The following is a 6,000-nucleotide window of genomic DNA, read 5'->3' on the forward strand; positions in this document are numbered from 1 at the left end:
TGGTTACCGCAAAGTGCTGTGTCTCCGGGCAAAGGCCGCCGTCACGGCGGGTTGTCGGAGGCGTGTGCCAAGGTAGAGGAGTGCGTCGCATCTACCCGGACATACAGGACGAACCACCCATCGAGCAGGCGTACGCCTATCCGGCCGGCCGGCCGTGGCTGCGCGTCAACATGGTCGCCAGCGCGGACGGCGCCGCCTGGGTGAACGGCCTGTCGGGCGGGCTGTCGAGCAAGGCCGACCGGCGGATCTTCGGCGTGCTGCGGGGGCTCGCCGACGTGGTCGTCGCCGGCGCCGCCACCGTGCGCGCCGAGGGCTACGGCCCCGCCCGGCCGCGCGAGTCGTGGCGGGCACTGCGCGAGGGGCGGCCCGAGACGCCGCCCGTCGCGGTGGTCAGCCGCAGCCTCGACCTCGACTTCGACGGCCCGCTGTTCGCCGAGGCGATCGTCCCCACGATCGTCGTCACCTGCGCCTCCGCGCCGGCCGACCGCCTGGCCGCCGCCAAGGCCGTCGCCGACGTGGTGGTCGCCGGGGACGAGGTGGTCGACCTGGCGGCGGCGGTGCGGGGGCTGCACGAGCGGGGGCTGACCCGGGTGCTGTGCGAGGGCGGGCCGCGGCTCAACGCCCAGCTCGCCGCGGCCGGGCTGCTCGACGAGCTGTGCCTGACGATCAGCCCGCTGCTGCTCGGCGGGGGCGCGGCGCGCATCCTGAACGGCGAGGCGGCGCACGTCGGCCTCGGCCTCAGCCAGGTGCTGGAGGAGGACGGCGTCCTCTTCTGCCGGTACACGAGGGAGCCGAACCATGTCTGACCCCATCGACCCGACATCCGCCGAGCCTGTACGGGCTGCGGGGCCCGAGGTCGAGGCCGAGCCGGAGCCAGTGCCCAACCTGCCGGTCCGCCCGCCCGTGGCGCCCATGCTGGCCAAGCCCGTCAAGGCCATGCCCAAGCAGGACGGCACCCTGCTCTACGAGCCCAAGTGGGACGGCTTCCGCTGCATCGTCTTCCGCGACGGCGACGAGGTCTACCTCGGCAGCCGCAACGAGCGGCCGTTCACCCGCTACTTCCCCGAGCTGGTCGAGGCCGTCAAGGCCGAGTTGCCCGAGCGGGTCGTGGTCGACGGCGAGATCGTGCTGCCGCGCGGCTCCCAGCTCGACTTCGACGCCCTCCAGCAGCGCATCCACCCGGCCGCCTCGCGGGTCAAGATGCTGTCGGAGGAGACGCCGGCCGCGTTCGTCGCCTTCGACCTGCTGGCGCTCGGCGACGAGTCGTACCTGGACCTGCCCTTCTCCGAGCGCCGCGCCCGCCTGGAGGGCATCTTCGGCAAGGCCGGCCACTCGGTGCGGCTCACGCCCGTCACGCGCGACGACGGGCAGGCGGGGGAGTGGTTCGAGATGTTCGAGGGCGCGGGGCTCGACGGCATCATCGTCAAGCCCGGCGACCAGCCGTACGTCCCGGACAAGCGCACCATGTTCAAGGTCAAGCACGAGCGCACCGCCGACGTGGTGGTGGCCGGCTACCGCGAGCACAAGACCGGCCCGATCGTCGGCTCGCTGCTGCTCGGCCTCTACGGGCCCGACGGGCGGCTGCACCACGTGGGCGTGGCGGCCTCGTTCCCGATGGCGCGCCGGGCCGAGCTGGTGGAGGAGCTCCAGCCGTACGTCGCCGACCTCGGCGAGCACCCCTGGGGCCACTGGGCCGAGCAGGCGGTGGCCGGTGCCGGCCGGCCGGCCGCCGGACCGGCGACGGGCGGGCAGCGGGTGCCCGGCGCGATCTCACGGTGGAGCGCGAAGAAGGACCTGTCGTTCATCCCGCTCCGGCCGGAGCTGGTCATCGAGGTGGCCTACGACCAGATGGAGGGCGACCGGTTCCGGCACACCGCCCACTGGCGCCGCCTGCGGCCCGACCGCACCCCGGAGTCCTGCACGTACGAGCAGCTGGAGCGGCCGGTCTCGTACAACCTGGACGACATCCTGGCCCGCTGAGCAACCCATCCGTGCTCGTGCTGTGCCTTGCCGCGGCGGTCAGGACACGCTATATCTCGACACATGAGCACCGGTGATGAGCTCCGAGCCGCCGTGTCCGCCCGCCGCGACCTCGGCCCCGACTACGAGGACGCGCTCATCGAGTCGTTCCTCGACAAGATGGGCCAGGAGGTCGACCGGCGGGTGGACGAGCGCCTCGCCGCCGTCCCGAAGGCCAAGGACCTGGCCAAGCGGTCCAGGGCGGCCGACGGGCAGCGGCTCGCGCTGGCGATCGTCTCGCTGGCCCTGGGCACGGTGGCGACGATCGCGCTGAGCGTCGGGAACGTCTCGGGGTGGGTCATCCCGGTGATCTGGTTCGCCATCGTCGCGGTCAACGGCATCTTCGCCACCGAACGCCGCCCCTGACGCGCCGGACCCCAGGGCCGTCCTTCAGGGCCGATCTTCAGGGCCGATCTTCAGGGCCGGGCTTCGGGGCGGGGCGCCCCTGACGCCCGGCCCTGAAACACGGTCCCCGGTGTCAGGAGTCGGGGGTCAGCTTGGCGCGGGCCTCCGTGACGAGGTCGCGGGCGTAGTCGTCGTCGCTCTCGGCCAGCACCCGCTCGACGCCCCGTGCCCCCCGGGCGTCCCCGCGCTCGGCCAGGCCGCGCGTGGCCTCGGCGACCGTGCGCAGGTCCGTGTCGTCCAGGCGGGCGGCCAGCGCCTCGCGGATCTCCGGCGTGTCGGCGGCCAGCCCGGCCAGCCCCGAGGTGGCCCAGTCGCGCACCTCGTCGTCGGCGTCGCCGGTCATCGAGATCAGCACGGCCAGCCCCTCGGCGTGGTCGGGCGGCAGCACGTCGGCCAGCGCGATCGCGTCCGTCATCGTCCGCTGGTGTCCCTCCCTGCCGATGATGCCGAGCACCTGCGGCAGCGCGCGCGGGTCACCCTGGTGGCCGAGCGCCGACAGCACCGACCGCAGCACCTGCGGGTTGCTCTCGGTGGTGGCCATCCGCTGGAGCAGCGGCAGCGTCCGCTCCAGGTACGGCTTGCCGTCCTCGGTCACGCCGAACTGGGCGATGGCGTCCACGCCGAACTCCCGCTCCCGGGCGTCCTCACTGGCGCACAGCCTGGCCAGCGCCTCGTACGTCTCGTCGTCGCCCCGCCGCGCCAGCGAGTCGGCCACGATCCACCAGGTCTCGGCGTCCTCGTCCGTGTCGCGGTGCGCCAGCGCCCGCGCCACCAGCCGGTCGACCGGGGTGTGCGCCCCGGTGGCGTCCTCCAGCAGCGTGACGATGGCCGCGTGCCCCCGCTGCGCCTGGACCTGCTCGGTCTCCGAGCCGTCGGCGGAGCGGCCCGCCACGGTCACCAGCTCGGTGCCGTCCTTGGCGAACTGCCGGGCCACCACGTACTCCCAGTCGTCCTGCCCGATCTGGTCGAGCAGCGCGCTCTCCAGGTGCACGCCCACCCAGTCGGCCGCCACGTCGAGCGGGGTGTCGCCGTCGCCGTCGGACTTCTGCGGGTCGGCCCCGCCGCTCAGCAGCACCTGCACCACGCCGAGCGCGCCCCGCCGGGCGGCCAGCGTGAGGGGCGTGTCACCGTCGTCGTTGGCGGCGTCGACCTCGGCCCCGGCCTCCAGCAGTAGCCCAGCCGTGTCGGCGTGGCCGTTGGCCGCCGCCCACAGCAGCGCCGTCCAGCCGCCGCCCTCCCGGCCGTTGACGTCGGCTCCGGCGGCCAGCAGCGTCTGGGCGGCCTCGACCCGGTCCCAGGCGGCGGCCGCGCACAGCGGCAGGCCCTCGTCCTCTCCTTCGCTCGGCCGGTTGGGGTCGGCGCCCCCGGCGAGCAGCTCGCTCACGGTCTCCGACTCGCCGTTCAACGCGGCCCGGTAGAGCTTCTCCTCATGCATGCAAGGGACACTAGCCCAGCTCAGCCCCCACCCCGGCCATCCCTGCCGCCACCGGCCGGGACGCGCGCCCCCGGCCGGTGCCCTCACATGCGCAGGCCCGACTCCAGATGCGCCAGCGCCTCGTCGAGCTCGGCGGGCCCGTCCATGGACGGGTCGCGCGCCCACTGCAGCCAGACCAGGGTCACGACGCCGAAGACCGCCCCCATGGCGTTGCGCAGGCGCGGATCGTCAGCGTCGTGGCCCGTCCTGCCGGCCAGCAGCTCCCCGACCTCCCGCAGGAAGCCGGACGCCTTGCGCAGGTTGGCCGCCACCAGCTCCGGGACGGTCGCCGCGAACACCTCCCGTGCGTGCCCCGCCGCGATCTCCTCGGCGGTCAGGGAGGCGAACGCCGTGCGGAACGCGCCACGCAGCACGGTGACCGGCGCGCCCGGCGGCTGCGCGGCCAGCGCCTCGACGAGCGGAGGAAACCGGTCGAGTGCGACCAGGTCCTCCTTTGCCGGGAAATAGCGGAAGAAGGTGGCGGGGGAGACCTCGGCGGCCTCGGCGATCTGCTCGGTGGTGGTGGCGTGGTAGCCGCGCTCCCGGAAGAGCCTGAACGCCTCGCGCAGGATCGTCTCCCTGGTCCTGGCCTTCTTGCGCTCGCGTAGCCCGCCGTTCCCCATGCGCTCATTCTGCCGTACCAGAAACTGATGGTGTACTCTCAAAAGATAGTAAACCTTCAGATTGTCAGGAGCCGATCCGATGAGCGACCAGAACGCCGAGACGCCGGTGACCCTGCCCACCCGGCGTGACCCCGGATGCCCGTTCGCGCCGCCCCCCGAGCTGGAGCGGTACCGCGACCGCCGTGCGCCGGTCCGCCTGGCCTTCCCCGACGGGCACGTCGGATGGCTGGTCACCGGCTACGACCTCGCCAGGGCGGTCCTGTCGGACCCGCGCTTCACCGCCCGGCCGGAGCTCCGGCACTCGCCGCTGCCCCGCCCGAACGTCCGCCCCGGCGGCCACGACGCGCCTGCCGCGCCCGGCTGGTTCCCCGCCATGGACGCGCCCGAGCACACCAGGTACCGGCGCCTGCTCGTCGGCCAGTTCACCGTCCGCCGGATGAGGGACCTCGAACCGCGCATCGCCCAGATCGTCGCCGACCGGCTGGAGGCCATGGCCGCGGCCGGGCCGCCCGCCGACCTCGTACGGGCGTTCGCGCTCCCCGTCCCCTCCCTGGTGATCTGCGAACTGCTCGGCGTCCCCTACCGCGACCACGCCTTCTTCGAGGACCTGACCACCGTGATCGTGGACATGGACAACAGCGCGGCGCGGGCCCTGACCGCGATGGGCGACCTGGCCGGCTACCTGGGCGAGCTGGTGCGGCACAAGCGCGCCCACCCGGCCGACGACCTGCTCGGTGGGCTGATCGCCGGCAGTGACCTGAGCGACGAGGAGCTGACCAACATCGCCCTGCTGCTTCTGGTCGCCGGACACGAGACCACCGCCAACATGCTCGCCCTGGGCGTCTACGCCCTCCTGCGGCACCCCGGGCAGCTCGACGTCTTCCGCGGCGACCCCACGCTCACCGACGGCGCGGTCGAGGAGCTGCTGCGCCACCTCAGCGTCGTCCATCTGGGCGCGCCCAACCGCGCCGCCCTGGAGGACGTCGAGCTGGGCGGCACGCTCGTCCGCGCGGGCGAGACCGTGGTCATCGGGCTGCCCGCGGTCAACCGTGACCCGGGGCGCTTCGCCGACCCGGGCGTCCTGCGGCTCGACCGGGCCGAGGCGAGGCACCACCTGGCCTTCGGGCACGGCGTCCACCAGTGCCTGGGGCAGCAGCTCGCCCGCATCGAGATGCGCATCGGCTACCGCGCGCTGTTCGAGCGCCTCCCCACGCTGCGCCTGGCGGTCACGGAGGAGGAGGTCCCGCTGCGCGAGAGCGCGATGGTCTACGGGGTGTGGCGGCTTCCGGTCGCCTGGTGAGAGTGCTCCGAAATGAGCAGGGCGAGGACTGTTCTTCCTCCCGCGGGAGGAGGAACCGGGCGCGGAAACGCGATATGTTGCGTCATATGACTGACCCTGGCGAGGTCCGCGCGTCCGACGCGGAGCGCGAGGCCGTCGTGGAGCAACTGCGCGTGGCCTCCGTGGAAGGCCGGCCCCCG

Annotated in this window: 6 protein-coding genes; 4 read left to right on the top strand and 2 right to left on the bottom strand. The window is 73.6% G+C overall.

What is annotated here, in order from left to right:
• The first annotated feature begins 80 nt into the window (after positions 1–80).
• The 3 genes from MTP10_RS40565 (at position 81) to MTP10_RS40575 (ending at position 2,385) form a co-directional block, all read left to right on the top strand.
• Complete coding sequence (locus MTP10_RS40565; protein WP_310717175.1) at positions 81–806, top strand: pyrimidine reductase family protein; 726 nt, start codon at positions 81–83, stop codon at positions 804–806.
• A 106-nt stretch (positions 807–912) separates the two neighbouring features.
• Complete coding sequence (locus MTP10_RS40570) at positions 913–1,980, top strand: ATP-dependent DNA ligase (RefSeq protein ID WP_397334588.1); 1,068 nt, start codon at positions 913–915, stop codon at positions 1,978–1,980.
• A gap of 63 nt (positions 1,981–2,043) precedes the next feature.
• Positions 2,044–2,385, top strand: a complete 342-nt coding sequence (locus tag MTP10_RS40575) for a hypothetical protein (protein ID WP_310717180.1) — start codon at positions 2,044–2,046, stop codon at positions 2,383–2,385.
• A gap of 112 nt (positions 2,386–2,497) precedes the next feature.
• Here the strand turns inward: MTP10_RS40575 and MTP10_RS40580 are convergent, their stop codons facing one another.
• Together MTP10_RS40580 and MTP10_RS40585 are read right to left on the bottom strand one after the other, a co-directional pair.
• Positions 2,498–3,859 carry an ankyrin repeat domain-containing protein gene (locus tag MTP10_RS40580; RefSeq protein ID WP_310717182.1) on the bottom strand — a complete coding sequence of 454 codons (1,362 nt, stop codon included), beginning with the start codon at positions 3,857–3,859 and terminating at the stop codon, positions 2,498–2,500.
• An 83-nt stretch (positions 3,860–3,942) separates the two neighbouring features.
• A complete protein-coding gene (locus MTP10_RS40585) occupies positions 3,943–4,521 on the bottom strand; it encodes a TetR family transcriptional regulator (protein ID WP_310717183.1) in 579 nt (192 codons plus the stop codon).
• A 79-nt stretch (positions 4,522–4,600) separates the two neighbouring features.
• Here MTP10_RS40585 and MTP10_RS40590 point away from each other — a divergent pair, with 79 nt between their 5' ends.
• A complete protein-coding gene (locus MTP10_RS40590; protein ID WP_310717185.1) occupies positions 4,601–5,821 on the top strand; it encodes a cytochrome P450 in 1,221 nt (406 codons plus the stop codon).
• Positions 5,822–6,000 lie beyond the last annotated feature (179 nt).

Origin of the sequence: Nonomuraea sp. 3-1Str (assembly GCF_031570565.1) — a bacterium.
Taxonomy (GTDB): Bacteria; Actinomycetota; Actinomycetes; order Streptosporangiales; family Streptosporangiaceae; genus Nonomuraea.

Excerpts from the sequence above, each read along its gene's own strand:
- MTP10_RS40570 (WP_397334588.1), top strand. The coding sequence starts at position 913 with ATGCTGGCCAAGCCCGTCAAGGCCATGCCCAAGCAGGACGGCACCCTG.
- MTP10_RS40575 (WP_310717180.1), top strand. The coding sequence starts at position 2,044 with ATGAGCACCGGTGATGAGCTCCGAGCCGCCGTGTCCGCCCGCCGCGAC.
- MTP10_RS40580 (WP_310717182.1), bottom strand. The coding sequence starts at position 3,859 with ATGCATGAGGAGAAGCTCTACCGGGCCGCGTTGAACGGCGAGTCGGAG.
- MTP10_RS40585 (WP_310717183.1), bottom strand. The coding sequence starts at position 4,521 with ATGGGGAACGGCGGGCTACGCGAGCGCAAGAAGGCCAGGACCAGGGAG.
- MTP10_RS40590 (WP_310717185.1), top strand. The coding sequence starts at position 4,601 with ATGAGCGACCAGAACGCCGAGACGCCGGTGACCCTGCCCACCCGGCGT.